Below are 25,933 nucleotides of genomic sequence, written 5' to 3'. Positions count from 1 at the left end.
ATCGGTGCCCCTCCTCTACGTTCACCGAAGTGAACTCGCCCTCGTGAGGCGGATTTGGAGCCTGCGCGGTCATGAACGAGGAGGCCCGGGTCGGGCGTCCGAGTTGAGACCCGTGTGTTTTGCAAGCCGGCATTATCGCACTTTGGCGTTCTCGTGCCCGGTGCGCCGCCGTTTTAGGACGCGTTTCCCATCAATGCGATAATTTTTCGTCTCATTCCCAGTCGCTGATAGTGCAAAGACGTCGCGTCCTCATCACCCGAGCCCCTGCCCGCGTACAGGCGCCGCCTTCGGCGGGCGCCTCGCGCCGTGCCGGGTGTGGCCAGGCTGCCCTGCTGCGGGCGCCCTGCGTGAGCCCGGGCGAGTCCCCCGTTTTCCTGCGCTAGCGCTCCCGCCCCTTGGCCAGCGAATCAGAACTCACCGAATTCCTCAAGGGCGTCGAGAAGCGGGCCTTCAAGCGCACGCTGTTCGCCGTGCGCGACACCGACGCCGCCCTCGACATCGTCCAGGACTCCATGATCCGCCTGGCCGAGAAGTACGGGGACCGTAGCCCCGCGGAATTGCCGCTGCTGTTCCAGCGCATCCTGTCGAACGCGACGACCGACTGGTTTCGCCGCCAGAAGGTGCGCAACGCGGTGATGCAGAGTTTTCAGTCGTTCGAGTCGGGTGATCCGGACGGTGACTTCGACCTGCTGGAAACGCTGGAGGCGCTCGATCAGTCAAGCGGCACCGAAAGTGCGGCCGACTCGGTCGCCCGGGCCCAGATCCTGCAAGCGATCGAAGTCGAAGTCGGGAAGCTGCCGACGCGTCAACGGGAAGCCTTTTTGATGCGTTACTGGGAGGAACTCGATGTATCCGAAACAGCTGCTGTCATGGGCTGTTCGGAAGGCAGTGTGAAGACCCACTGCTCGAGAGCCGTTTCCGCCCTGGCCCGCGCCCTCAAGGCAAAGGGAATTGCGCCATGAAGTCAAACACCACCGCCCTGGAAGACGCCGAACTCGAGGCCCTGGAAGCGCGTTTTGCGCACCGCATTGGGGCCAGCTTGTCCCTGTCCGCGCAGGACCTGCCCGCCGACGTGAGCGAGCGCCTGCGTTTCGCACGCGAGCAGGCGCTTGCCCGCCGCAAGCAACAACCCGCCACCGCTGCCGCGCAGGCGCCGGCGCTGGTGCGTGTGGGCCATGCGGCTGCGCTGGGCGGCCCTGGGAAAGACGCTCACAAGCCGTGGTGGTGGTCGATCGCGTCGCTGTTGCCGCTGGTGCTGCTGCTCGCCGGGCTGTTCCTGATCGAACAGCTGCATGACGAGCAGCAGGCAGAAGAAGCCGCCGACATCGATTCCGCCCTGCTGGCCGATGACCTGCCGCCGGCGGCCTATACCGATCCCGGGTTCGCCGAGTTCCTGCGGGACCGGCAGCCATGAACCACCCTGCCCACGGGCGGCGGCGCTGGGTGACCCGCCGCCGGCGAGGCCTGGCAGTGGCGGTCGCCTGCCTGATGGCCGGCATGACGGCGAGCGCGGCGCCTCCCGGCGGACAGGCCGAAGGCCAGCGCGCGGTACCGGCGGCGACGGCACCGCGTGCCGGCGGGCCGTCGTGGTCGGAACTCAGCCCGGCGCAACAATCGGCCTTGCGCCCGCTCCAGCGCGAGTGGGCCGGCATCGACGCACCCCGCAAACAGAAGTGGATGGGCATCGCGTCGCGGTTTCCCTCTTTGAGCCCGAGCGAACAAGCGCGCTTGCAGGAGCGCATGACCGAATGGGTACGTTTGTCGCCCGAACAGCGGCGCACGGCCCGGGTGAACTACCGTGACGCGAAAGACCTGTCGTCGGCCGAAGAACGGCGCGACCGCTGGGCGGCCTACCAGGCGCTCAGCGAGGAAGAGCGCCTGAAGCTGGCGCGTAAGGCGCAGGGCGGCCCCGCGGGCAAGACCGCCGGCGGCAAGCCGGTGAAGGCCGCGGCAGCGGACAAGACCAAGCCGCCGGCTGCTACGGGACCGGCCACGGTGCCGTTGTCCCCGGTGATGTTGCAGGCCCGCCCCGGCGCCACCACCACCTCCATCAAGAAGCGGCCCGCGCCGCCGTGGCATCAGCAGGCGGGCATGCCCAAGATTGCCGCGACGCCCGACTTCGTCGATGCCAACACCCTGCTCCCGCGCGTCGGACCGCAAGGTGTCGCGACCGATACCGGCGAGGCGCCGGCGCGGCGCAAATGAGCCAGTCCGGACCCGCCCCCACCCCGTCGTCCCCGCTGCACATGGCTCCGCCGCTGCGCCGGCGGTTGGCCTGTTTCATCTACGAGGGGGTGCTGCTGTTCGGCGTCGTGATGCTGGCCGGTTTGCTGTTTTCGTCGCTGACGCAGCAGCGCCATGCACTGCAAGGCCGCCACGAGTTGCAAGCTTTCATGTTTGGCGTACTGGCGTTGTACTTCGTCTGGTTCTGGTCGCACGGCGGGCAGACGCTGGCGATGAAGACCTGGCGGATCCGCCTGGTCAACCTGCGGGGCGAGCCGGTGGGCTACGGGCGCGCGTCGTTGCGCTTCGTGTGCAGCTGGGTCTGGTTCCTGCCGTCGCTGGGCGCCAGCTGGCTGTTTTCGTGGCAAGGCAAAGGGGTCTTGTTCGGCGCGATGCTGGCGTGGGTGCTGCTGTACGCCGGGCTCGCACTGCTGCACCCTCGGCGTCAGTACTGGCACGATGTGTTGTGCCAAACCCAGCTCTTGCACTCGGAACCGGTGCCTGTGCGCCCCCGCCCTGCCACCGCTCGGCGCTGAGTCGCCCGGCGCGCGGACCTCTCGCCGCCCGGGGAGGGGGTGCAGCTGCGCCGCGGGTCACCACGTGAGAAGATCGCCGGATGAACGCTTTTTCCGTGTGTGTGTATTGCGGGTCGCGGCCTGGCGGCTCGCCCTCGTATGAACAGGCGGCCCGGGATGTCGGCAGCGAAATCGGGCGGCGCGGCTGGCGCCTCGTCTATGGCGGCGGTCGCGCGGGGCTGATGGGCATCGTCGCGGACGCGACGTTGGCGGCGGGAGGAACGGTGGTCGGCGTGATCCCGCAGGCGCTGCTGGACCGAGAACTCGCCCATCGTGGGCTGACCGAGCTGCACGTGGTGCAGACGATGCACCAGCGCAAGCAGATGATGGCCGAACGGGCCGACAGCTTTGTGGCCCTGCCCGGCGGCATCGGCACTTTCGAGGAACTGTTCGAGGTCTGGACCTGGCGCCAGCTCGGCTATCACGACAAGCCGCTGGGGCTGCTGAACATCGGGGGCTATTACGACGGCTTGCTGAGGTTCTTGCAGCATGCGGTGGACGAGGGTTTCGTCCCACCTGCGCAGCAGGGGCTGCTGCAGGTCGACACCGCGGCCTCCGAGCTGCTCTCCGGCCTTCACCGGCTGGCGGCCGGTGCCACCGAGCCGGACGATTACAGCCGCATCTGAGCCGGTCCTGGCCCGTCGGCACCGATCGCCGCGCCACCGTGCAAACAGAAGAGCCCGCCATCGGGCGGGCTCCTGTAGAACATCTCGGCTGCGGCTGGCGCGCGCGGCCTGGCCAACCGGCCCAGCGGGTCTTAGACCGCCTGTTCGTCGGTCTCGCCCGTGCGGATGCGCACCACTTGCTCGACCGCGGTCACGAAGATCTTGCCGTCCCCGATCTTGCCGGTCTTGGCCGCCTTGACGACGGCTTCGATGCAGCGCTCGACGTCAGCGTCTTTCACGACGACCTCGACCTTGACCTTGGGCAGAAAGTCGACCACGTACTCCGCACCACGGTAGAGCTCCGTGTGGCCCTTTTGGCGACCGAAGCCCTTCACCTCGGTCACAGTCAACCCGGTGACGCCCACCTCGGCCAAGGCTTCGCGCACTTCCTCGAGCTTGAAGGGTTTGATGATGGCGGTGATCTGCTTCATGGGGGCTCCGTATGTCGAGACGAGGGATTGAGCGTAGTTTAAGCGCGGAACTTCGACGTGATCGGGTAGCGCCAGTCACGTCCGAAGGCGCGGTGCGTGATGCGGATGCCCACCGGCGCCTGGCGGCGCTTGTATTCGTTGATCTTCAGCAGCCGCGTCACGCGCTCCACGTCGGCCCGGCTGTAGCCCGCGGCCACGATGTCCTCGATGCTCTGGTCCTCCTCCATGTACCGCTGCATGATGGCGTCCAGCACGTCGTAGGGCGGCAGGCTGTCCTGGTCGGTCTGGTCGGGGCGCAGCTCGGCGGAGGGCGGCCGCGTGATGATGCGCTCGGGGATGACCTCACCTTGCGTGCCGTCTGTGAGGCGGGTCGGCTGGCGGTTGCGCCATGCCGCCAGGCGGTAGACGAGGGTCTTGGCGACGTCCTTGATCACGGCGAACCCGCCGGCCATGTCGCCGTAGAGGGTGCAATAGCCGGTCGCCATCTCGCTCTTGTTGCCGGTGGTCAGCACGATGGCACCATGCTTGTTGGACAAGGCCATCAGCAGCGTGCCGCGGATGCGGGCCTGGATGTTCTCTTCGGTCGCGTCTTCGGGCAGGCCGGCGAAGTCTTGGGCGAGGCTGCGCCGGAACGACTCGAAGGTTTCGGAGATGGCGATTTCGTCGTAGCGCACGCCGAGGCGGCGCGCCATCTCGCGCGCGTCGAGCCAGGAAATGTCGGCCGTGTAGGGCGAGGGCATCATGACCGCCCGCACCCGTTCGGGGCCGAGGGCGTCGACCGCGATGGCCAGCACCAGCGCCGAATCGATGCCGCCCGACAGGCCGATGATGGCACCGGGAAAGCCGTTCTTGCCGATGTAGTCGCGCACGCCGGTGACGAGTGCCCCCCAGGCCTGCGCCTCGAGCGACGGCACGTCCGTGACCGAACCGTGCAGGCGGCTGCCGTTCACCTCGAGCACCAGCACGGCTTCTTCGAACATCGGCGCGCGGGCGGCCAGGCTGCCGTCGGCCTGAACGGCGAACGACGCGCCGTCGAAAATCAACTCGTCCTGGCCTCCGACCTGGTGCGCATAGACGATGGGCAAACCGCAAGCGCGCGCCCGGTCGCCGATCTGCGCCTCACGCTCGTGCACCTTGCCCAGGTGATAGGGCGACGCGTTGAGCACCAGCAGGACTTCGGCCCCGGCAGCACGGGCGGCTTCGGCCGGCTCGGCAAACCAGGCGTCTTCACAGATGTTGAGGCCGAAGCGCACACCTTGCACCTCGAACACCACCGGCGGCTGGCCGGCGTCACGGCCGGAGGCGAAATAGCGACGTTCGTCGAACACCTGGTAGTTGGGCAGCTCGCGCTTGGCGTAGGTCGCCAGCACCCGCCCCCCTGCCACAACCGAGGCCGCATTGAAGCGCCGCTGCACGCTCAGGGACTTGGTCCTAACATCGTCGTCGGCTGCGGGCTGAGGGTGCCCGACGACGACATGCAGGTCCGGCAGGTCGGCGAGTTGTGCGGCGCAGTCTTGCAGCGCCTGGGCGCAGGCCTGCATGAACGCCGGCCGCAGCCACAGGTCTTCGGCCGGGTAGCCGCACAGCGACAGCTCGGGCGTGAGCACCACGCGCGCACCTTGCGCGTAGGCGTGGCGCGCCATGTCGACGATCTTGCGGACGTTGCCGGCGAGATCGCCCACCGTTGCGTTGAACTGTGCGACGGCCAATTTCACAGGGTGTTGTGCTGACATCAATGAATCAAAAGATGCAGGTGATCAAGGGCTCGGACGATTATGTCATCCGCCTCCATCAGGATCCGGCCGAGCTGGACGCAGCGGCGTGGGACACACTCGTCGCCGCGTCGCCCCAGGCAGGCCCCTTCATGCGCCACGCCTATCTGCTGGCGCTGCACCGATCGGGCAGTGCGACCGCCGAGACGGGATGGGCGCCGCACTTCCTGACGGTGTGGCGGGGGGGCGCATCGCCGCAGCTGATGGCCGCCTGCCCGCTGTACCTGAAGAGCCACTCGTATGGAGAGTACGTGTTCGACTGGGCCTGGGCGCAGGCTTATGAGGAGCATGGGCTGGACTACTACCCCAAGCTGCTCGACGCGGTGCCGTTCACGCCGGTGCCGGGCCCGCGACTGCTCGCGACCGAGCCCGGCGCCCGGACGGCGCTTCTGGCGGCCGTCGAGTCTTTGGCGCGCGACAACGAGCTGTCGTCCGCCCATCTGCTATTCATCGACGAAGCCGACCGCGAGACCGCCCGCGAGGCCGGATGGCTGCTGCGCAGCACCGTGCAGTTTCACTGGCGTAATCGGGCGCCCACGGCCTTTGCCGATTTCGCCGACTTCGCCGCGGAACTGCAGCGCGACAAGCGCAAGAAGATTTTGCAGGAGCGGCGCCGCGTGGCAGACGCCGGGGTGACGTTCCAGGCCCGGCTGGGCGGCGAGATCACCGAGCAAGACTGGGACTTCTTCTACGCCTGCTATCGGGCCACCTACCGGGCCCACCACTCCACGCCTTATTTGACGCGCCGCTTCTTCACGCTGATGGCGCACACGATGCCCGAGCATTGGCTGCTGTTCATCGCCGAGCGCGAGGGCAAGCGCGTCGCCGCGTCGCTCGTGGCCGTCGACCCCGAGCGCCGGCGCGCCTATGGGCGGTATTGGGGCAGCGTCGAGTACATCCCCTGTCTGCACTTTGAAGCGTGCTACTACCAACCGCTGCAGTGGTGCATTGCGCAGGGCTACGAGCGCTTCGAAGGCGGCGCGCAAGGCGAGCACAAGATGGCACGCGGGCTGATGCCCATCGAGACGTGGTCGGCCCACTGGTTGAGCCACCCGGCGTTCTCGGATGCGGTGGCGCGTTTTCTCGCGCGGGAGCGGTCGGGGATGGCGGCGTACGTCGACGAGTTGCGTGAGCGCACGCCGTTCAAGGTGATGGGGGCAGAAACCGAGTGACGCGGATGGGGGCGGCGGCCCCGCCGCTTCGCCGTTGGCTCCGCCGCTGGGGCGTGGTGGGGCCCCTGCGGCGGACGCTGCGTGAGGCGCGCGGCCGCCTCACGCAGCGCTCGGGCCGATGGACGGCCTTGTACTGCACCGCGCTTCAGGGCTTGAAGTCGCCGCCGACGCCGATCACAAAGCGGTCGGCCTTTAGGTATTTGCGCAAGGCGGCGTTCACCTCGGCCAGCGTCACCCGCGTCAAGGCCTCGTCCACCTGCTGGCTCACTTTGAAGTCGCGGCGCAGGTAGAGATTCTCGGCCAGGGTGCCGGCAAGATTGCGGTCTTGCGCGCGCGACAGCCGGCGGAAGCTCAACAGGCCTTGACGCCCTTGCTCGAGTTCGGCCGCCGTGAAGCCGTCTTTCAGCGCGCGCGCAATCTCCTCGCGCACCGCCGCTTCGACCTTGGCCCGGTTTTGGGGCGCGAAGATGGCGGTGGCAGTCCACAAGGTGTTGGGCTCCCACGCGTTCCATTGCAGTCCCGAGCGCACGTCGTACGACAGCCCCTCCGACTCGCGCACCCGCAACCACAGCCGCGAGTTGCCGCCCTGCCCCAACAGGTAGTTCGCCATCACGAGAGCCGGGTAGTCGGGATCCAGCTCTTTGACCGGGATGGCCTGGCTGACGCGCAGATAGGCATTCTGCCGGTCGGGTGTGGTGAAGCTGAGTTGCTCCGGCTTGACCTCGAGATAAGGCTGCGGCACCCGTGCGTGGGTCTGCGGCGCGCTCCAGTCTGCGAAGTGGGCCTCGAGGGCCTGGCGCAGGGCAGCCGGATCGAAATCGCCGACGGCTGCGAACTGGGCCGTCGAGGCACCGTAGAAACGGCGGTGGAAGTCGCGCAAATCGTCGAGCTTCACCTGCTCCAGGGCCGCCCGCTGCGCATCAAAACTCAAAACGTGCCGCACGTCGCCCACCGGATAGGGGCTGAAGCGGCGGTCGAGTTCGTTGTTGACGATGGCGTCCGGGTCCTTGCGCTCCGCTTCCAACGAGGACAGCGCTTGCCGGCGCACTTCGTCGAAGGCCTCGGCCGGGAACGCCGGCTCGCGCAGCATCTGCGCCACGACGGCCATCACTTCGGGCAGCCGTTCGCGCCGTGTGCGGATCAGGACCGACGCGCCCGTGGTGCCGCCATGCACCGCCACTTCGGCCTGCAACTCATCCAGCCGGTCCTGCAACTGCTGCCTCGACAGCTGTCGAGTGCCCTTGTCGAGCATCGCAGCCACCAGCTCGCCTTGCACGGCTCGGCCTTTGAGGCTCTGCTCGTCGCCGAAACGCAGGCTCAGCTGCGCCGTCACGACGGCCCCTCGCGTGCCCTTCGGCAACACCGCGGCCTGCAGACCGTTCTTCAGCGAGAAGCGTTGGGTACGCGCCTCGATGTTGGCAGGCGTCGCGTCGAATGCCTCGGCTTGGGTGACGGCAGTGTCGCCCGTGTAGCCTTGCAGCATGGCCGCAAGGTCGACCCGCTTGGGCGCCGGGGCGCGCTGGGGGGCTTCGGTCGGCACATAGGAGGCCAAGGTGCGGTTCGCACTGACCAGGTACGACTGAGCCACCCGTTGCACTTGTTCCAGCGTGAGCTTGCGGACACGGTCGCGGGTCAGAAAGAAGACGCGCCAGTCTCCGACTGCGATGGCCTCGGACAGCGCGACACCGACACGCTCGGGATCGGAGAACGCGAGTTCCCATTCTTTGAGCCATTTCAAGCGCGCACGCTTCAGCTCCTCCTCCGTCACGGGCTGGCTGGCCACCGCTTCGAGCGTCTTCAGCATCGCGTCTTGCGCCTTGGCCAGGTCTTGGCCTGGCGCCAGCTGGATGCCGTAGACCGAGAAGCCGGGGTCGGCCAGTTCCTGGGAGAACGCAAACACTGCGGCGGCGAGCTGGCCCTCGACCAGACGCTTGTGCAGACGGCCGGAGGGCGCGTCGGCCATGATCAGGTCGAGCACGTTCACGGCCGCGAAGTCAGGGTCGCCGCCGGGCGGCATGTGGTACATCGCGTAGACCATCGGCACGCCACCGACCCGCCGAAGCGTGACGCTGCGCTCGCCGTCTTGCACCGGGTCGAGCGTGTAGAGCAAGGGCAGTTGGCGCTTGGGCTTGGGGATCTTGCCGAAGGCGTCGGCGATCCAGCTCAGCGTGCGGGCCGGGTCGAAACGGCCGGCGACGATCAACGTCGCGTTGTCGGGTTGGTAGTAGGTGCGATAGAAGTTTTGCAGCCGGCCGATATCGACATTCTCGACGTCGGTGCGCGCACCGATGGTGCTCTTGCCGTAGTTGTGCCACTGGTACATTGTGGCCAACCCTTTTTCAAACAGAATCCGGCTGGGGCTGTTCTCCCCCATCTCCATTTCATTGCGCACCACTGTCATCTCGGTGTCCAGATCGCGCTTCGCGATGAAGCTGTTCACCATCGCGTCGGCCTGCCAGCCCAGGTACCACTTGAGGTTCTCGTCGTTGCTGGAGAAGCTGGCGAAGTAGTTGGTGCGATCGAGCCAGGTGGAGCCGTTGGCCCGCAGCCCGCGCTTCGTGAACTCGGCCCAGACGTTGGGGTGGCGCGGCGTGCCCTTGAACAGCAGGTGTTCCAGCAAATGCGCCATACCGGTCTCGCCGTAGTTTTCATGACGCGAACCGACGCGGTAGGTGACATTTACCGTGGTACTCGGCTTGGAGGCGTCCGGTACCAGCAAAACCTGCAGCCCGTTAGGGAGCCGATATTCTTCTATGCCCTCGACATTCGCAACACGCGTCACCCCAGCTGGCAGAGCCGAGACAGCGGCAACGGCGGCGACGGGCATGACGGGAAGCAATAAGGTCAGGATCAAACGACGAAGCATGCACACTCCTTCTCAATGTGTGCATTCTGACCGGGGTCGCTGCTTCATGTTCCGTCGACGGTACGCTAATTGTGTCCATCGATCTTCGCCGCTGGTGAGTCGGCTGTGCGAGGAGCACGGGAGGCCCATTGCTCGACTCGGCCGTGGGAGTGGAGCCGGGGGCCGGCGCCGCTACGACGAGCCTCGCGGACGCGACGTAGAGGGCCAGGGGCAGAAAGTGGAGCGGGAGGGAAAGTGCGTCTGCCTGCCGGTGAGCCATGGGAAGGGCGGCGCCACTGACGGAAATCGCCGTTGCTTTGATCATTGGCCGCCTTAGCCCGCCCACGGCTGCGTGATCTGCGTTCCGGACATACGCCATTAGCGCGCACACCAGAGGTGGCCCTAGTTTTCTGCTCGCCGGCCCCCAGCATCTAACGTCCCGGGAACTGCGCCGAGTCGGCGGCGATATTCATCCGCAAAAGCAAAACCCCACCGACTGCGAGAGTGGGTGGGGTTTTGAGGGATAACAGCCTGACGATGTCCTACTTTCACACGGGAATCCGCACTATCATCGGCGCTGAGGCGTTTCACTGTCCTGTTCGGGATGGGAAGGAGTGGGACCACCTCGCTATGGTCATCAGGCATAACTGGTTGCCGTCGTGCGGCGCCGCGGGAGGCGGCGTGGTGCAAGACGACCAATTCGTAGAGTTTGAACTGCAGCGCTCTTTAATGGCGCTGCAGTGAATCAGCAGAATTTGATTGCGTACCAGAGGTGAGCGACGCGTTGGCGTGCTACCTGGCATAACAGCTTAAAGACTCCACCTTGAAGGCTGTGAGGCACATCAAAGTTATAGGGTCAAGCCGCACGAGCAATTAGTACTGGTTAGCTTAACGCATTACTGCGCTTCCACACCCAGCCTATCAACGTCCTGGTCTTGAACGACTCTTCAGGGGGCTCAAGGCCCCGGCAAGACTCATCTTGAGACGAGTTTCCCGCTTAGATGCTTTCAGCGGTTATCTCTTCCGCACTTAGCTACTCGGCAATGCCACTGGCGTGACAACCGATACACCAGAGGTGCGTCCACTCCGGTCCTCTCGTACTAGGAGCAGGCTCTCTCAATCTTGCAGCGCCCACGGAAGATAGGGACCAAACTGTCTCACGACGTTTTAAACCCAGCTCACGTACCTCTTTAAATGGCGAACAGCCATACCCTTGGGACCGGCTACAGCCCCAGGATGAGATGAGCCGACATCGAGGTGCCAAACACCGCCGTCGATATGAACTCTTGGGCGGTATCAGCCTGTTATCCCCAGAGTACCTTTTATCCGTTGAGCGATGGCCCTTCCATACAGAACCACCGGATCACTTAGTCCTACTTTCGTATCTGCTCGACTTGTCAGTCTCGCAGTTAAGCACGCTTTTGCCTATGCACTATCAGCACGATTTCCGACCGTGCCTAGCGTACCTTCGAACTCCTCCGTTACGCTTTGGGAGGAGACCGCCCCAGTCAAACTGCCTACCATACACTGTCCCCAACCCGGATCACGGGCCAAGGTTAGAACCTCAAACACACCAGGGTGGTATTTCAAGGACGGCTCCACGGCACCTAGCGGCACCGCTTCAAAGCCTCCCACCTATCCTACACAGATCTGTTCAAAGTCCAATGTAAAGCTACAGTAAAGGTTCATGGGGTCTTTCCGTCTTTCCGCGGGGAGATTGCATCATCACAAACATTTCAACTTCGCTGAGTCTCTGGAGGAGACAGTGTGGCCATCGTTACGCCATTCGTGCAGGTCGGAACTTACCCGACAAGGAATTTCGCTACCTTAGGACCGTTATAGTTACGGCCGCCGTTTACCGGGGCTTCGATCAAGAGCTTGCACCCCATCACTTAACCTTCCGGCACCGGGCAGGCGTCACACCCTATACGTCGACTTTCGTCTTTGCAGAGTGCTGTGTTTTTATTAAACAGTCGCAGCCACCGATTCTCTGCGACCCCGTTTGGCTCCCCTTGTACAGGTTCACCTACTAAGGGCACACCTTCTTCCGAAGTTACGGTGTCAATTTGCCGAGTTCCTTCTCCAGAGTTCTCTCAAGCGCCTGAGAATACTCATCACGCGCACCAGTGTCGGTTTGCGGTACGGTCGTGTGTAGCTGGAGCTTAGTGGCTTTTCCTGGAAGCAGGGTATCACTCACTTCAGCGGCAAGCCGCCTCGTCATCACCCCTCATCTAAGCCCGGCGGATTTGCCTACCAGGCACGACTACAGGCTTAAACCGGGACATCCAACACCCGGCTGAGCTAACCTTCTCCGTCCCCACATCGCACTACACATCGGTACAGGAATATTGACCTGTTTCCCATCAGCTACGCATCTCTGCCTCGCCTTAGGGGCCGACTCACCCTACGCCGATGAACGTTGCGTAGGAAACCTTGCGCTTACGGCGAGGGGGCTTTTCACCCCCTTTAACGCTACTCATGTCAGCATTCGCACTTCTGATACCTCCAGCATCCCTCTCGAGACACCTTCACAGGCTTACAGAACGCTCTCCTACCGCGCACATTGCTGTGCACCCGCAGCTTCGGTAACTGGCTTAGCCCCGTTACATCTTCCGCGCAGGACGACTCGATCAGTGAGCTATTACGCTTTCTTTAAATGATGGCTGCTTCTAAGCCAACATCCTGACTGTTTTAGCCTTCCCACTTCGTTTCCCACTTAGCCAATTTTAGGGACCTTAGCTGGCGGTCTGGGTTGTTTCCCTCTTGTGTCCGGACGTTAGCACCCGGTGCACTGTCTCCCAAGCTGTACTCATCGGTATTCGGAGTTTGCAATGGTTTGGTAAGTCGCCATGACCCCCTAGCCATAACAGTGCTCTACCCCCGATGGTAATACTTGAGGCACTACCTAAATAGTTTTCGGAGAGAACCAGCTATTTCCAAGTTTGTTTAGCCTTTCACCCCTATCCACAGCTCATCCGCTAGTTTTGCAACACTAGTCGGTTCGGACCTCCAGTAAGTGTTACCTCACCTTCATCCTGGCCATGGATAGATCACTTGGTTTCGGGTCTACACCCAGCGACTGAACGCCCTATTCGGACTCGGTTTCCCTGCGCCTTCCCTATTCGGTTAAGCTTGCCACTGAATGTAAGTCGCTGACCCATTATACAAAAGGTACGCCGTCACCCCGGAGGGCTCCGACTTTTTGTATGCATGCGGTTTCAGGATCTATTTCACTCCCCTCCCGGGGTTCTTTTCGCCTTTCCCTCACGGTACTAGTTCACTATCGGTCGATTACGAGTATTTAGCCTTGGAGGATGGTCCCCCCATCTTCAGACAGGATTTCACGTGTCCCGCCCTACTTGTCGCACGCCTAGTTCCACAACCAACTTTTTTCATACAGGGCTATCACCTGCTATGGCCGGCCTTTCCATGCCGTTCTGATAAGTCGACTGCTAAAACGTGCAGGCTGGTCCGATTTCGCTCGCCACTACTTTCGGAATCTCGGTTGATGTCTTTTCCTCGAGCTACTGAGATGTTTCAGTTCACCCGGTTCGCCTCGCATACCTATGTATTCAGTATGCGATACCCCTAAGGGTGGGTTTCCCCATTCGGAAATCTCCGGATCACAGCTAATTTGCCAGCTCCCCGAAGCTTATCGCAGGCTATCACGTCCTTCGTCGCCTGTAATCGCCAAGGCATCCACCACATGCACTTAGTCACTTGACCCTATAACTTTGACGCCTCTCAGCGTCGTCAAGGACTGTCTGAGCGATGGCTCGCTCAGTTGAGTATTTACGCGTTATGCCGTCTTCAAACTCGCTTTTAATTCACGAATTGAAGTCTGGTGACGCAATCAAATGTTGTTGGCGGCACGGTCCGCCATGAAGCGGTTTCCGCCAACAACGCTGATTCGACTCTACGAATTGTTAAAGAACAACAGCCGTTCTCACGAACCGCTAACGCCAGCAATCTTCCAATTGCTCGCGTTAACGTTCTGAACAGAGTGACCGCCCTTTTGGCGGCGGTGGTGGAGGATGACGGGATCGAACCGACGACCCCCTGCTTGCAAAGCAGGTGCTCTCCCAGCTGAGCTAATCCCCCAACATGTCTCATGCAGAAGGATGGTGGGTCTGGTTGGATTCGAACCAACGACCCCCGCCTTATCAAGACGGTGCTCTAACCGACTGAGCTACAGACCCGTTTTCACTTCTGCGTGAAGCGCGTCTGCGGCTCGCGTCAACCCAGGACCAACTCTCGTCAGCCCCGCCAGCTTCCGCCTGCCGGTTCACGTTCACTCACTGTCGTCAACAACAACAGCCGATAAGTGTGGGCGCAAGAATTTGAGTGCTTCTGTGTTACCAGAAAGGAGGTGATCCAGCCGCACCTTCCGATACGGCTACCTTGTTACGACTTCACCCCAGTCACGAACCCTGCCGTGGTGATCGCCCTCCTTGCGGTTAGGCTAACCACTTCTGGCAGAACCCGCTCCCATGGTGTGACGGGCGGTGTGTACAAGACCCGGGAACGTATTCACCGCGGCATGCTGATCCGCGATTACTAGCGATTCCGACTTCACGCAGTCGAGTTGCAGACTGCGATCCGGACTACGACCGGTTTTCTGGGATTAGCTCCCCCTCGCGGGTTGGCAGCCCTCTGTACCGGCCATTGTATGACGTGTGTAGCCCTACCCATAAGGGCCATGATGACCTGACGTCATCCCCACCTTCCTCCGGTTTGTCACCGGCAGTCTCATTAGAGTGCCCTTTCGTAGCAACTAATGACAAGGGTTGCGCTCGTTGCGGGACTTAACCCAACATCTCACGACACGAGCTGACGACGGCCATGCAGCACCTGTGTCCAGGTTCTCTTTCGAGCACTCCCACATCTCTGCAGGATTCCTGGCATGTCAAGGGTAGGTAAGGTTTTTCGCGTTGCATCGAATTAAACCACATCATCCACCGCTTGTGCGGGTCCCCGTCAATTCCTTTGAGTTTCAACCTTGCGGCCGTACTCCCCAGGCGGTCAACTTCACGCGTTAGCTTCGTTACTGAACAGCAAGCCGTCCAACAACTAGTTGACATCGTTTAGGGCGTGGACTACCAGGGTATCTAATCCTGTTTGCTCCCCACGCTTTCGTGCATGAGCGTCAGTGCAGGCCCAGGAGATTGCCTTCGCCATCGGTGTTCCTCCGCATATCTACGCATTTCACTGCTACACGCGGAATTCCATCTCCCTCTGCCGCACTCTAGCCGTGCAGTCACAAATGCAGTTCCCAGGTTGAGCCCGGGGATTTCACATCTGTCTTGCACAACCGCCTGCGCACGCTTTACGCCCAGTAATTCCGATTAACGCTCGCACCCTACGTATTACCGCGGCTGCTGGCACGTAGTTAGCCGGTGCTTATTCTTCAGGTACCGTCATCGCTCCGGGGTATTAGCCCAGAACTTTTCTTCCCTGACAAAAGCGGTTTACAACCCGAAGGCCTTCTTCCCGCACGCGGCATGGCTGGATCAGGCTTGCGCCCATTGTCCAAAATTCCCCACTGCTGCCTCCCGTAGGAGTCTGGGCCGTGTCTCAGTCCCAGTGTGGCTGGTCGTCCTCTCAGACCAGCTACAGATCGTCGCCTTGGTAGGCCTTTACCCCACCAACTAGCTAATCTGACATCGGCCGCTCCAATAGCGCGAGGTCTTGCGATCCCCCGCTTTCACCCTCAGGTCGTATGCGGTATTAATCCGGCTTTCGCCGGGCTATCCCCCACTACTGGGCACGTTCCGATGTATTACTCACCCGTTCGCCACTCGCCACCAGGATTGCTCCCGTGCTGCCGTTCGACTTGCATGTGTAAGGCATGCCGCCAGCGTTCAATCTGAGCCAGGATCAAACTCTTCAGTTCGATCTTGAAATTTTGCTCAAAACGGAATTGAAGTGAACTTCACTTCTTCTCCGTGAGCGTTTGTGGCACCCAGTCTTGCGACCGGGTAGCCTTGGCACTCGCCTTCAAACGCCCACGCTTATCGGCTGTTATTTGTTAAAGAGCATCTGATCCGCGTCTCGCGCCACCTCGGTGACACTGCACACTTCTCAGTTCGCTGATTCGTCTTTCGTCGTCATCAGCAAAGAAGCGAGATTATGAAGAATTTTTAAAACCCTGTCAACTACTCTGCTTCACTTTCTTCACTCACCACTTCAGTCTGCCGCTCAAGCTCCGTTACCGGAGAACTCTCTACGATTCGACCTTCTCGCCGCAGTTCCCTTGGAATCTCTTCCTCAGTTACCTTCGTTTGCAGCGCCGTGATCAGCGAAGAACGTGACTATAGCAGGATTTCGAGAAGGGACGCAAGTGGGCAAGGAGATCTCTCCGTCTCGGCGCGCCTGCCTTGCGACAACTTCGCGTCCCCACACCGCCCCGTCCTTCGGTCCTCTGACGCTCCTGTAGCTCGCCTAACGCCGGGTTCGTCTCTCCTGTGCAGCGAGCCTCTCCGATTCGCGTCGTGCTTCAGGACGGAGGCCGGGCGCCCGTCGACGGACCTTGTTCTGCCAGCGACATAGGCGCCTCGGTGAAAGACGGCGCCCAGGCAGGTCATGGACAGCAGGCAAATCTCCCTGCTCCAAGTTCCATTCAATTGTCCGTGGGACTGCTGTTCGCCGCACCGTCCACCAATGCGCCTCGGAGGGGAGAGGCAAAGCCGTGGGCCTATATATGTACAAGGAACAGATGCAGGCCCTGCGGCGCGCGCCGTGCCACGCGCACACGACGTGTCCGGTCGGGGGACTTGAGGAACTCCGGTCGCGAACTGCCAAGGCGCTCCCTCGCGCGCTGCGGCCGCTGGTTTGACGGCGATTTCAAGGAGTGCCACAGTGCCGGCCATGCCAGACCTGACTGCAAACGATACCGCGACGCTGGGTGAAGTGGCACGGATCGCCGGCGTCTCCCCCAGCACTGTTTCGCGCTACTTGAACGGCTCAGCACGGGTGAGCGAGGCTCGCCGGCAAGCCGTCGAAGCGGCAATCGCGCAGCTCAACTACCGCCCCAACATGGTGGCCCGCAGCCTGGCCAGCGGTCGCACCTCGACTGTCGGGGTGCTCACGCAGGACATCGCCAGCCCCTTCTTCAATGAGGCGCTGCGCGGCGTGGAAGATGCGCTGGCAGAGTCTCGCTACGCGCCCTTGTTTGTCAGCGGCCACTGGAATTCGGCCGAGGAGGCCGAGCGCTTGTCTCTGCTGTCCGCGCGCAGGGTCGACGGCGTCGTGATGATGCACGGCCACATCCGCGATGAGGACGTCCAGGCTGTGGCGCGCAGGCTGCCCATCGTGATGGTGGGCCGTGCCACCGCCACCCTCGACCTGCCTTCGATCACCGTCGACAACCGGCTGGGTGCATACAAGGCGACCCGTCACCTGATCGAACTCGGTCATGAGGACGTCGCTTTCATCTCGGGTCCGCAAGACCACCACGACGCGCAACAACGCCTGGTCGGCTACCAGGACGCGTTGCGTGAGGCAGGCATCGTGTTCCGTGAGTCGCTCGTGGCGAAGGCCGACTTCCATGAGGCGACCGGGATGCTGGCCATCCATCAACTGCTGGAGAGCCGGGCCAGCTTCACCGCCATCTTCGCCGCCAACGACCAAAGCGCCTATGGCGCCCGGTTGGCCCTCTATCGGCGCGGCATCCGGGTGCCCGAAGACGTCTCGTTGGTGGGTTTCGACGACCTGCCCTACTCCTCCTACTGCGTTCCCCCACTGACCACTGTGCGCCAACCCGCCTATGAAGTGGGCTGGCAGGCCGGCCATACCGTGGTGCAGATGATCGAGGGTCAGCCCTATGCGCTAGAGCCGCTACGGGTGGAGCTGGTCGTCCGCGAATCCACCAGTCCGCGGCGGCGGTGAGGCTGCTAGGGAAGTCCCCGCTAGGGAAGTCCCTCGCTTTCAGTTCGTTCGAGCGTAGAACTATTGACACGAGCGGGGGCAGCTGGCCAAATTGAAAGCGCTTTCAGAACTACAGCAGAGCCGAGGAAATGGTGATGAAATTGGCGTCCGCTCCAAGCCGGTCGGCGAGAGTTCGTCGATGAACCCGAAAACGTCTGCCAGCCCTCTTTTGGCGCTTGATGCCGTCGTCGCCCCGGCACCTTCGGCGGGCCGACCGGCCCGCCGCCGACGCCGGCTGAAGCCATGGGACTGGGCGCCCTACCTGTTCATCAGCCCGTTTTTCGTGCTGTTCGCGATCTTCGGGCTGTTCCCGCTGCTGTTCTCGGCCTACGTGTCGTTCTTTCGCTGGGAAGCAACCGCCGGCCTCGAAGCGATGGTGTTCGAAGGCTGGGGTAACTACACCTATTTGCTACAGCTCGACGGCATCGAATGGTCCCAGGCGTTCACCTCGGCGTTCTGGGCCGACCTCTACGACCGCGACTTCTGGCGCGCGCTCTACAACACGCTCTGGATCGGGGTGCTCAGCGGCATTCCGCAACACCTCGTGGCGATCCCTCTCGCCTTTTTCATCCACACCCAGTTCAAGCGCTTCCGCAACCCCGTCATCGGGATGTACTTCCTGCCGTTCATCACCAACACCGTCGCGGTGGCAATGGTGTTCACGGCCCTCTTCTCGCGCGATTTCGGCGTCGTCAACCTGACGCTGACCGGCCTCGGCAACTGGGACCTCGGCGGCCTCAAGCCCTTGGCCTGGCTGCTGCCGACCGAGCCGATCGACTGGGGCAGCTCCGAGTACCAGCGCTGGACCGTCGCGGTGGTGGTGTGGTGGCGCTACGTCGGCTGGAACACGGTGCTGTACCTGGCCGCCTTGCAGACAATACCGAAAGACCTGTACGAAGCCGCGACGATGGACGGCGCCAACAAATGGCAGCAGCTGTGGTACATCACCGTGCCCATGTTGCGGCCGATGATGTTCTTCGCCGTCACGCTCACGCTCATCGGCAGCCTGCAATTGTTCGAAGAACCCTACATCCTCACCGGTGGCACCGGCGGTTCGGGCAAGGCGGCACAAACCTCGTCGATGCTCATCACCAACTACGCACTCAACGACGGCGACTTCGGCACCGCCTCCGCACTCGCGTGGCTGCTGTTCGTCTTCATCGGCATCCTGACCTACGTCAACAACAAGATTTTCGGTCGCAAGAACGACTGAGGCAGCACGAGATGAACAAGCTGAACCCGGGCACCGCCGCCGCCTACGGCCTCGTCCTCGCGGGCGCGCTCGTGATGTTGATGCCCTTCTACTTCATGTTCGTCTTCGCGACGCATTCCACGAGCGACATCCTGTCGTTGCCACCCCCCCTGTGGTTCGGCGACAACCTGCTCGCCAACCTCCACGATTTGGTCGAGCGGCGGCCCCACTTCTGGCGCAGCATGGGCCTGTCGTTGTGGATCGCCGTGGCCACGACCGCGCTCAACCTGTTCTTCTGCTCGCTGGCCGGTTATGCGTTCGCGATGTACGACTTCCGCTTCAAGGACGCGCTGTTCGGCTTCGTGATGGCCACGCTGCTGCTGCCCAGCTTCCTCGGCACGGTGCCCACCGTGATGCTGATGTCGGCACTCGATTGGATGAACTCCACCCGCGCGCTCATCGTGCCCGCCGCCTGCACGGCCGTCGGTGTGTTTCTGATGCGGCAGTACATCGGCTCGGGGGTGCCGAAAGACCTGATCGAAGCCGCCCGCATGGACGGCTGCACCGAGTTCGGCATCTACTGGCGCATCGTGTTGCCCCTCATCGGGCCGGCACTCGGCACCCTCGGCTTGGTCACCTTCATCACGGCCTACAACAACTTCTTCGGAGCGCTGCTGGTCATGCGCGACCAGGAGATGTTCACGGCGCCGCTGGTGCTGCGCTCGCTGCAGGGCACGACCGGCGCAACGCTGGCAGCTATCAGCGTCGGCTCGGCCATCACGACGCTGCCGCTGCTGGTGATCTTCGTCATCTACTCGCGCCGCTTGATCGAAGGCCTCACCGCCGGCGCCGTCAAAGGCTGACGATGTGTCCCACCCACCTCACCTGGAGCCTTGAAACATGGCCGGTCTGAAGCTACGCGGCATCAAGAAACAATATGCCGAAGGGCCGATCGTCATGCAGCACGTCGACCTCGACATCCGCGACGGCGAGTTCATCGTCTTCGTCGGCCCGTCGGGTTGCGGCAAGTCGACCCTGCTGCGGATGATCGCCGGCCTCGAGGAAATCACCGACGGCGAGCTCTACCTCGGCGATGAACTGGCCAACGACGTCCCGCCGGCCGAACGCGGTGCGGCCATGGTGTTCCAGAGCTATGCGCTGTATCCGCACATGACGGTGGCCGAGAACATGGGCTTTGCCCTGAAGCTGGCCGGCCAGTCCAAGCAGCAGGTCAAGGGCGCCGTCGACAAGGCCGCCGAGATCCTGCAGATCACCCACTTGCTCGATCGCAAGCCGAAGGCCCTGTCCGGCGGGCAACGCCAGCGCGTCGCGATCGGCCGCGCCATCGTGCGCAAGCCCAAGGTGTTTTTGTTCGATGAGCCCTTGTCCAACCTGGATGCCGGCCTGCGGGTGCAGATGCGGGTGGAGCTGTCCAAGCTGCACCAGGAGCTGCGCTCCACGATGATCTACGTGACCCATGACCAGGTCGAAGCGATGACGCTGGGCGAACGGATCGTGGTGTTCAACGGCGGCCGCATCGAGCAGGTGGGCACGCCGCTCGAGCTGTACGAACGCCCGGCCAACCTGTTCGTCGCCGGCTTTCTCGGCTCCCCCAAGATGAACTTCCTGCCATGCCGCCTGGCAGGCGAGCCAGGCGACCAGTTGCGGCTGCAGGTGGGCAACGCCGGCGAGTGGCTGCTGCCCCGGGGCAGCGCGAGCACGGCCGCACTCGACGGCCAACTCACGCTCGGGGTGCGCCCCGAGCATCTCGAATTCGCCGCGCCCGGCACCGGCCTCAAGGCGCACCTCGATCTGGTCGAGCATCTCGGTGACGCCACCATCGCCTATGTCCGGGTCGACGGCGTCGAGCGTGAGCTGGCCGTCAAACTGCCGGGCTCGGTCCACGGCCTGCAACGGGGCGATCCGGTCGGCTTGGTGCCCGTCGCCGGCCGCGCCCTCGTGTTCGACAAAGACGGCCGCGCGGTGCCCACGCATTGACACCTCCGTCGCGGGGGACCGTCAGGGTCGGATCCAGCGGTTGGGGAACCTCGAAGATCTTTCTCTGATCGGCACCTCTTCTTTGCCAGCAGCCTTCGGGCTGCTTTTTTCGTCTCGAGCACCGGACGACACCCGGGCGGCTGCACCACGATCACGATCACAACGAAAAAGGCCGGCGTTGCCGCCGGCCTTCGGGTCGCTGATCAGGCGCACAGCGCCGTTGCGATCACCACCAGGCTTCGCCCTGGATGCCGAAGGACGTGCCGCTCTTCTTGTCACCGTAGACTTCACGCACACCGACCGTGCTGAACTTCGCCGCGTCGTTCCAGCGCGCGTGCGTCATGAACAGACGCACGGTCGGGCGGGACGTGTGGTTCGGGCCGGCCGAGGCCGCGACGGCCAGCGTGAATTTGGTCAGGTTCTGCGTGTCGCCACCCTCAGGCTTCACCTGATCGTGGCCCAGCTCCGCCAGGAAGCGGAACGGCCCCGAGATCTGAGTGTCGGTACGACCGCCGATCGAGTACCACTTCTCTTCGACACCGTCGTTCTTCTTGGTGCGGTATTCGGCGATCGCGTCCCAGGCCGTCTTGAGGGACGGGACCAGGCCTTGCTGCTGCGCCACCACGCGCCACTGGCGATCGGCTCCCATGTGACGGTCGTACTTGAAGCCGATGAAGGTCGCGCCCCCCAAGGTGCCTTTGGTCACGTGATAGAGGCCCAGACGCTGGCCGCTCTTCTTGTCGTCGGGCTCCACACCGGTCAGCTGGTTCTCGCTTGTCGCGGTGCTGCTGAAGCCCGTGTAGATCGCCAGTTCGCTGTTCGCGATCGTCTTGATGCCCGTGAGGCGCAGGGCGTGCTCGTAGTCGATGCTGTTCGCAGACGAGTTGCTGGCGGCGTCCTTGGGCACGCTGCCCGCCCGCGGGTTGCTCAAGAAGGCGTAGCTGAACTTGGCGAAGCCGAAGTTGACGTCTTCGATGCCAGCGCCGTCGCTGTCGTGGTTCTCGAGGAACTGGTCGTTGATGCCGAGCTGGACGCGGTCGTAGAAGCGACGTCCGGCCCACACCCGGCCGCCGTTCAGCTGCGGCAGCTCGCCATAGAAATACACCTGACCGAAGCGGGTGACGAGTTCATCGGTGCCTTCATAGCTGCCCGACCCGCTCTCGTCGTAGTTGTCGAACTCACTCTGGCCCCACGCGCGGTAGGCGGACGGCATGAAATGCGCCTTCCACACCCCGTATTCGTCGCTCTTGGCGACCGTGGCCACCAGGCTCGGCTCGATGACGTAGTCGCATTCGTTGCCCAAGCGCCATTTGGTGTCGGCGCCGGCCAGGCCGTAGCACACCTGCTTGCCACCCTTGGTGTTCACCCCCACCCCGGCACGCGAGTAGCCGGTGAACTCGAAATCCGCCGCGCAGGCGGCCCCGGCCCCTATCAGGGCCAGGGCCACGGCGGTGAGCCGAAACTGTTTGGAAGACATTTGTACTCCTCTTTGATGTATGTCACTCGGCTCCTGGCCGACTCTTTCCCCGGGGGACGCCCCCCTGAAAGCCCCGAACCCAGGCTTCCACCACCCCGTGCTGCCCGCGTCACCTACGACAGACGCTTTCAGCGAAAACCCTGATGGCGACGACGAAACCTGCGCGCTCGGCGCGTCGTCACTCGCATCACCAGCCACCCTTCCTAGCCGGCAATGAAAGCGTTTTCATAAATCTTGCTGGGGAAATTTAGTTTGGTAGCAGAACGAAGTCAATTAGGTGGAAATCCGTGGGAAAGAGAAGCAACTACCGCACAGTTTGAGGAGAAATCCCGATGTTCAACCTGAAAAATTCTCGACAGATGCTTAGCATTTCCTAAACAGCACCTGAACTCCTGGCTGAATTTTTGAAAGCGATTTCATAGAAGGCGGTGCCAATTGAAGAGGAAGTTGCAGGCCATGGTCGGGCATCGAGTCCGCACGGGTCGCCGGGCCCGGCGACCCGGTTCACAATGGGGGCCCAACAACCTTTGCACGGCCCGAGTTGATCCCCTGGCTCTCCTCCCCGTTGGCCCCGGTGCCCGACCCCGAAACGGTGGCGCATGTTCCCGACCTCCCGGCGGGACTGGTGGCCGCCAGCGGCGAGGTCACGGTGGAGCGTTTGCGGGACGCCTACACCAAAGGTGTGTTTCCCTGGTACAGCGCCGGTCAGCCTGTGCTCTGGTGGAGCCCTGACCCGCGCACAGTGCTGTGGTGCGACGAGTTCCGGCTGCACCGTTCGCTGCGCAAGACCCTGGCCCGCTTTCTTTCCACCCCGGGCTGCGAGATCCGCGTCGACCGCGCCTTCGACCGCGTGATCGGGGCGTGTGCGAGCACCCCGCGCGACGGGCAGGACGGCACCTGGATCGTGCCCGAGATGCTGGGCGCCTACCGCGCCTGGCACCGGGCAGGCGGCGCCCACAGCATCGAGACGTGGATGGACGGCCAGCTCGTCGGCGGGCTTTACGGCGTCAACCTGGGCCGCATGTTTTTTGGCGAGTCGATGTTTTCGCACCGCACCGACGCGTCCAAGATTGCGCTCGCCGCCCTCGTGGCCCTGTGTCGGCGCGGCGGCATCGCCATGATCGATTGCCAGCAGCGGACTGCACACCTGGTGTCGATGGGCGCGCGGGAAATCCCGCGGCGCGACTTCCTAGCGCATGTGCGGCAGGCCGTCACGCAACCGGCCGTGAGCTGGCACTATGATCCGAGCATCTGGGAGCTGCTGGACGCGCGGCTCTCGCCTGCCGCAGCGGCGGCATTCCCTCACACCCCCTTGCCACCGTGACGCACCCGAAGGACCTTCCGCTCGCGGCTTTGCAGTTCTATGCGACCGCGCCTTACCCTTGCAGCTACCTGCCGGGGCGGATGGCGCGCTCCCAGGTGGCCACGCCCAGCCATCTGATCCAGGCCGAGACGTATTCGGAGCTGGTCGCCAAAGGGTTCCGGCGCAGCGGCATGTTCACCTACCGCCCCTATTGCGACGGTTGCCGTGCCTGCGTGCCGCTGCGCATCCCCGTCGACACCTTCCACGCCAGCCGCAGCCAGCGTCGCGCCGTCAAGGCGCACGGGCACCTGCAGTCGCGGGTGCTGCGGCTGGGCTTCGTGCCCGAGCACTACCAGCTGTATCTGCGCTACCAGTCCGGCCGCCACAGCGGCGGCGGCATGGATCACGACAGCATCGACCAGTACACGCAGTTCCTGCTGCAAAGCCGCGTCAACTCCCGGTTGGTCGAGTTCCGCGAGCCGGCACCGCCTGGCAGCCTGGGCGCCCTGAAGATGGTGTCCATACTGGATGTGCTGAACGACGGCCTCTCGGCGGTCTACACCTTCTACGAGCCCGAACCCAACACCAGCTACGGCACGTACAACGTGTTGTGGCAGATCGAGCAGACGCGGCAGCTGAAGCTGCCGTACGTCTACCTGGGTTACTGGATCGAGCAGAGCCGCAAGATGGCCTACAAGTCGCAGTTCCGGCCGCACCAGCTGCTGATCGACGGTGTCTGGCGGGAAGCCGGCGCCGAGGCCGGCAGCAAGGCCGGCCCAGCGCGCTGACCCGGCCGACCTGACTCGCCCGCGCGCCTTTTTAGGCCAGCTGCGCGGAGAAGCTCACCTCGGACCCGGTCTTCTGCCGGATCTCGTCCGCCGTCACTCCAGGCGCCAGCTCGACGCAGCGGAAGCCCTCCGGGGTGACGTCCAGCACACACAGCTCGGTGATGATGCGGTTGACCACGCCCACTCCGGTCAGCGGCAGCGAGCACTGCCGCAACAGCTTGTGCTCGCCGTTCTTGGCGGTGTGTTCCATCAGCACCACGACACGCCCGACGCCGGCCACCAGATCCATCGCACCGCCCATGCCCTTGACCATCTTGCCCGGGATCATCCAGTTGGCCAGGTCGCCCTTCTCGCTCACCTGCATCGCCCCCAGGATGGCCAGGTTGATCTTGCCGCCACGGATCATCGCGAAGGAGTCCGCCGACGAGAAGATCGAAGAGCCGGGCAGCGTCGTCACGGTCTGCTTGCCGGCGTTGATCAGATCGGGGTCGACCTCTGCTTCGGTCGGGAAGGGGCCGATGCCGAGCAGGCCGTTTTCGCTCTGCAGCCACACCTCCATGCCGGCCGGCACGTGGTTCGCCACCATGGTGGGCAAGCCGATGCCCAGGTTCACATAGAAGCCGTCCTGCAGTTCTCGCGCGGCACGGGCTGCCATTTCGTCACGGTTCCAAGCCATTGCGGTTCTCCTCAGGCGGCGGGCTTCGCGGCGGCGCGCACCGTGCGCTGCTCGATGCGTTTTTCGGGTTGGGCGTTGAGCACGATGCGGTGCACGAAGATGCCGGGCAGGTGCACCTGGTCAGGGTCCAACTCGCCGGTCTCGACGATCTTCTCGACCTCGACGATCGTCACTTTGCCAGCCATCGCCACGTTCGGGTTGAAGTTGCGCGCCGTGCGGCGGAACACCAGGTTGCCCGACTTGTCCGCGATGTGCGCCTTCACCAGCGACACGTCGGGTACCAGCGAGCGTTCCATCACGTACGGCACGCCATCGAACTCGCGCACCTCCTTGCCTTCGGCCACGATGGTGCCGACCCCCGTGCGGGTGAAAAAGGCCGGAATGCCGGCGCCGCCGGCGCGCAGCTTCTCGGCCAGCGTGCCCTGCGGCGTGAACTCCAGCTCCAGCTCGCCCGACAGGTACTGACGCTCGAACTCCTTGTTCTCGCCGACGTAGCTCGAAATCATCTTGCGGATCTGACGCGTCGCCAGCAGCTTGCCGAGCCCGAAGTTGTCGACGCCGGCGTTGTTCGAGATCACGGTCAACCCCTGCACGCCCGACGCCTGCAGCGCGTCGATCAAGGCCTCGGGAATGCCGCACAGGCCGAAGCCTCCCACGGCCATCAACTGGCCGTCCTTGACGATGCCCTGCAGCGCCTCGGCGGCGCTCGGATACACCTTGTTCATCTGAGTCTCCTTTCGAGCCAACGGAGTGGTGGACGGCCCACAGCGTACTACCTATCGGCATACGTAGAATCGCCTAAGGGGACGCCCTCGATGGCGCCGCAACCCTTGTGCCCGCGCAGGCATCGCCGCGCGTGCGTCGCTTCCCGCTTGTGCGCCCGTCGGGTG

Annotated in this window: 18 protein-coding genes, 2 tRNA genes and 3 rRNA genes; 12 read left to right on the top strand and 11 right to left on the bottom strand. The window is 63.3% G+C overall.

Translation table 11 applies throughout. The annotated features are described in order from the left end of the window. Window positions 1-395: 395 nt before the first annotated feature. From AAW51_RS09035 to AAW51_RS09015, 5 genes are all read left to right on the top strand, one after another. A complete protein-coding gene (locus AAW51_RS09035; RefSeq protein WP_047194349.1) occupies window positions 396-962 on the top strand; it encodes an RNA polymerase sigma factor in 567 nt (188 codons plus the stop codon). Continuing rightward, window positions 959-1,414, top strand: a complete 456-nt coding sequence (locus AAW51_RS09030) for a DUF3619 family protein (protein WP_047194348.1) — start codon at window positions 959-961, stop codon at window positions 1,412-1,414. The genes AAW51_RS09035 and AAW51_RS09030 overlap by 4 nt, the downstream gene beginning before the upstream one ends. Continuing rightward, entirely contained in the window at window positions 1,411-2,205 is a 795-nt protein-coding gene (locus AAW51_RS09025; protein ID WP_047194347.1) for a DUF3106 domain-containing protein, read from the top strand. The genes AAW51_RS09030 and AAW51_RS09025 overlap by 4 nt, the downstream gene beginning before the upstream one ends. Next, a complete protein-coding gene (locus AAW51_RS09020; protein WP_047194346.1) occupies window positions 2,202-2,759 on the top strand; it encodes an RDD family protein in 558 nt (185 codons plus the stop codon). Before AAW51_RS09025 ends, AAW51_RS09020 begins: the two co-directional genes overlap by 4 nt. Window positions 2,760-2,839: 80 nt before the next feature. Next, entirely contained in the window at window positions 2,840-3,424 is a 585-nt protein-coding gene (locus AAW51_RS09015) for an LOG family protein (protein ID WP_047194345.1), read from the top strand. 131 nt (window positions 3,425-3,555) lie between these two features. Here the strand turns inward: AAW51_RS09015 and AAW51_RS09010 are convergent, their stop codons facing one another. Together AAW51_RS09010 and AAW51_RS09005 are read right to left on the bottom strand one after the other, a co-directional pair. After that, a complete protein-coding gene (locus AAW51_RS09010; protein ID WP_047194344.1) occupies window positions 3,556-3,894 on the bottom strand; it encodes a P-II family nitrogen regulator in 339 nt (112 codons plus the stop codon). Window positions 3,895-3,932: 38 nt separating this feature from the next. Beyond that, window positions 3,933-5,627, bottom strand: coding sequence for an NAD+ synthase (locus AAW51_RS09005; protein ID WP_047194343.1), 1,695 nt, complete (start codon window positions 5,625-5,627; stop codon window positions 3,933-3,935). A gap of 2 nt (window positions 5,628-5,629) precedes the next feature. Between AAW51_RS09005 and AAW51_RS09000 the strand changes: the two genes are divergently transcribed. Then, window positions 5,630-6,838, top strand: coding sequence for a GNAT family N-acetyltransferase (locus AAW51_RS09000; protein WP_047194342.1), 1,209 nt, complete (start codon window positions 5,630-5,632; stop codon window positions 6,836-6,838). Between the two features lie 145 nt (window positions 6,839-6,983). Here the strand turns inward: AAW51_RS09000 and AAW51_RS08995 are convergent, their stop codons facing one another. The 6 genes from AAW51_RS08995 to AAW51_RS08970 form a co-directional block, all read right to left on the bottom strand. After that, the gene (locus AAW51_RS08995) at window positions 6,984-9,704 is read right to left on the bottom strand and encodes a M16 family metallopeptidase (protein WP_047194341.1); all 2,721 of its coding nucleotides are present in this window, start codon (window positions 9,702-9,704) and stop codon (window positions 6,984-6,986) included. A 508-nt stretch (window positions 9,705-10,212) separates the two neighbouring features. Beyond that, window positions 10,213-10,325, bottom strand: a 5S ribosomal RNA gene (rrf, locus tag AAW51_RS08990). A gap of 210 nt (window positions 10,326-10,535) precedes the next feature. Further along, a 23S ribosomal RNA gene (locus AAW51_RS08985) occupies window positions 10,536-13,409 on the bottom strand. A gap of 299 nt (window positions 13,410-13,708) precedes the next feature. Further along, window positions 13,709-13,784 (bottom strand) — tRNA-Ala (locus tag AAW51_RS08980). A gap of 21 nt (window positions 13,785-13,805) precedes the next feature. Continuing rightward, window positions 13,806-13,882, bottom strand: a tRNA-Ile gene (locus AAW51_RS08975). Between the two features lie 163 nt (window positions 13,883-14,045). Next, window positions 14,046-15,576, bottom strand: a 16S ribosomal RNA gene (locus AAW51_RS08970). Together the 16S, 23S and 5S rRNA genes with 2 tRNA genes alongside form the textbook arrangement of a ribosomal RNA operon. Before the next feature lie 974 nt (window positions 15,577-16,550). Between AAW51_RS08970 and AAW51_RS08965 the strand changes: the two genes are divergently transcribed. From AAW51_RS08965 to AAW51_RS08950, 4 genes are all read left to right on the top strand, one after another. Next, entirely contained in the window at window positions 16,551-17,570 is a 1,020-nt protein-coding gene (locus AAW51_RS08965) for a LacI family DNA-binding transcriptional regulator (RefSeq protein ID WP_047194340.1), read from the top strand. A gap of 178 nt (window positions 17,571-17,748) precedes the next feature. Then, window positions 17,749-18,822 (top strand): carbohydrate ABC transporter permease, encoded by a 1,074-nt coding sequence (locus AAW51_RS08960; RefSeq protein ID WP_047194339.1) that lies wholly within the window; start codon window positions 17,749-17,751, stop codon window positions 18,820-18,822. Between the two features lie 11 nt (window positions 18,823-18,833). Then, window positions 18,834-19,664, top strand: a complete 831-nt coding sequence (locus tag AAW51_RS08955; RefSeq protein ID WP_047194338.1) for a carbohydrate ABC transporter permease — start codon at window positions 18,834-18,836, stop codon at window positions 19,662-19,664. A gap of 37 nt (window positions 19,665-19,701) precedes the next feature. Then, complete coding sequence (locus tag AAW51_RS08950; protein WP_047194337.1) at window positions 19,702-20,799, top strand: ABC transporter ATP-binding protein; 1,098 nt, start codon at window positions 19,702-19,704, stop codon at window positions 20,797-20,799. Between the two features lie 226 nt (window positions 20,800-21,025). Here the strand turns inward: AAW51_RS08950 and AAW51_RS08945 are convergent, their stop codons facing one another. Continuing rightward, window positions 21,026-22,276 (bottom strand): carbohydrate porin, encoded by a 1,251-nt coding sequence (locus AAW51_RS08945; RefSeq protein WP_047194336.1) that lies wholly within the window; start codon window positions 22,274-22,276, stop codon window positions 21,026-21,028. A gap of 541 nt (window positions 22,277-22,817) precedes the next feature. Here AAW51_RS08945 and aat point away from each other — a divergent pair. Both aat and AAW51_RS08935 read left to right on the top strand, forming a co-directional pair. Further along, window positions 22,818-23,600, top strand: coding sequence for a leucyl/phenylalanyl-tRNA--protein transferase (gene aat, locus AAW51_RS08940; protein WP_053013439.1), 783 nt, complete (start codon window positions 22,818-22,820; stop codon window positions 23,598-23,600). Next, window positions 23,597-24,367: an arginyltransferase gene (locus tag AAW51_RS08935; protein ID WP_047194334.1), complete on the top strand. Its 771-nt coding sequence runs from the start codon at window positions 23,597-23,599 to the stop codon at window positions 24,365-24,367. Before aat ends, AAW51_RS08935 begins: the two co-directional genes overlap by 4 nt. A gap of 31 nt (window positions 24,368-24,398) precedes the next feature. Here AAW51_RS08935 and AAW51_RS08930 read toward each other — a convergent pair whose 3' ends face one another. Both AAW51_RS08930 and AAW51_RS08925 read right to left on the bottom strand, forming a co-directional pair. After that, window positions 24,399-25,043: a CoA transferase subunit B gene (locus tag AAW51_RS08930; RefSeq protein WP_047194333.1), complete on the bottom strand. Its 645-nt coding sequence runs from the start codon at window positions 25,041-25,043 to the stop codon at window positions 24,399-24,401. A gap of 11 nt (window positions 25,044-25,054) precedes the next feature. Beyond that, window positions 25,055-25,768, bottom strand: a complete 714-nt coding sequence (locus AAW51_RS08925) for a CoA transferase subunit A (RefSeq protein ID WP_047194332.1) — start codon at window positions 25,766-25,768, stop codon at window positions 25,055-25,057. Between the last annotated feature and the right edge of the window lie 165 nt (window positions 25,769-25,933).

The organism is Caldimonas brevitalea, from assembly GCF_001017435.1.
Lineage (GTDB): Bacteria > Pseudomonadota > Gammaproteobacteria > Burkholderiales > Burkholderiaceae_C > Caldimonas > Caldimonas brevitalea.
The sequence above is the reverse complement of the archived record's forward strand: the minus strand, read 5'-3'. Positions and strand labels throughout refer to the sequence as shown.